Origin of the sequence: Dyella psychrodurans, assembly GCF_003363265.1 — a bacterium.
Lineage (GTDB): Bacteria > Pseudomonadota > Gammaproteobacteria > Xanthomonadales > Rhodanobacteraceae > Dyella_B > Dyella_B psychrodurans.
In genome coordinates this window covers 1-1152 of sequence record NZ_QRBF01000016.1, presented here as the reverse complement: position 1 = coordinate 1152, position 1152 = coordinate 1, and the positions used below count along the sequence as shown (strand labels likewise).

General features: G+C 64.7%; 1 protein-coding gene. It reads left to right on the top strand.

All coding sequences use genetic code 11. The features are described from left to right. Positions 1-2 precede the first annotated feature (2 nt). A complete protein-coding gene (locus tag DWU99_RS20735) occupies positions 3-1136 on the top strand; it encodes an OmpA family protein (protein ID WP_233511235.1) in 1134 nt (377 codons plus the stop codon). Positions 1137-1152: the final 16 nt, after the last annotated feature.

Here is a 1152-nt window from a genome sequence, read left to right as displayed (position 1 = left end):
TGATCGCTCTTGCCCTGGGCGGCGTGGGTGCCGTTCACGCGCAGGACAACACTGCCGCCCCGGCAGCTCCGGCATCCAGCAGCTCAAGCAGCTCGACGACCGGCGCGCCGGCGTGGCCGAACGGATTTGACGACCGCTGGTACATTGCGCCGACGCTGGGCGGCTACTACAACGACACCGACCGCAACACGCGCAGCCGTCAGATTTTCTACGGTCTGTCGGTGGGTAAGTTCATCAGCCCGAACGTGTCGGTCGAACTGTTCGTGGACCGCACCAAGCGCAAGGCGGACACCGCCGTGTTTGGTCAGGGCAACACCTGGTCGAACAACAACTACGGTGTGTCGGCCCGCTACTTCTTCGGTGACTGGAACTCCTGGCGCCCGTACCTGATGGGCGGCGTGATGGGCAGCTACCACCACAACCCGCTGAGTCGCGACTGGGCCCCGGCGGCGCAGGGCGGCGTGGGTATCTCCAAGTCGATCACCGACAGCGTGGACTTCCGTACGGAAGTGGCCTACCGCTATGACTGGGACGACAAGACCCAGCCGCAGCACAACGGCTATGGCGACTGGTACCTGGGCTTCAGCCTGGTGGCGCGCATCGGCTCCGTGCCGGCTGCCGCTGCTCCGGCCGCGCCGCCGCCGCCGGCTGCGCCGGACTGCTCCAAGCAGTTCCGCAACGGCGTGAACCTGTGCGACAACAAGTGCCCGGATCTGCCGGAAGGCACGATCGTGGGACCGGATGGTTGCCCGCAGAAGGTGGTGATCGACCTGAAGGGCGTGAACTTCAAGTTCGACCGTCCGAAGAAGGGCGAGACCAACATCGAGCCGGCACTGGCCGTGCCGAGCAGCGATTCGCTGGCGATCCTGGATCAGGCGGTGGACACGCTCAAGCGCTATCCGCAGGTGAAGGTGATGGTGGCCGGTTACACCGACAGCGTGGGCAAGGAAGCGTACAACCAGGGTCTGTCGGAGCGTCGTGCGAAGATCGTGTACGACTACCTGACCGCGCACGGTATCGACGCGAGCCGTCTGGAAGGTCCGGTGGGTCACGGTTCGAACGATCCGATCGACAGCAACAAGACGGATGCCGGCCGCGCTCGCAACCGTCGTACGGAACTGCAGGTTCAGCAGTAATCCGATTACGGCAAAG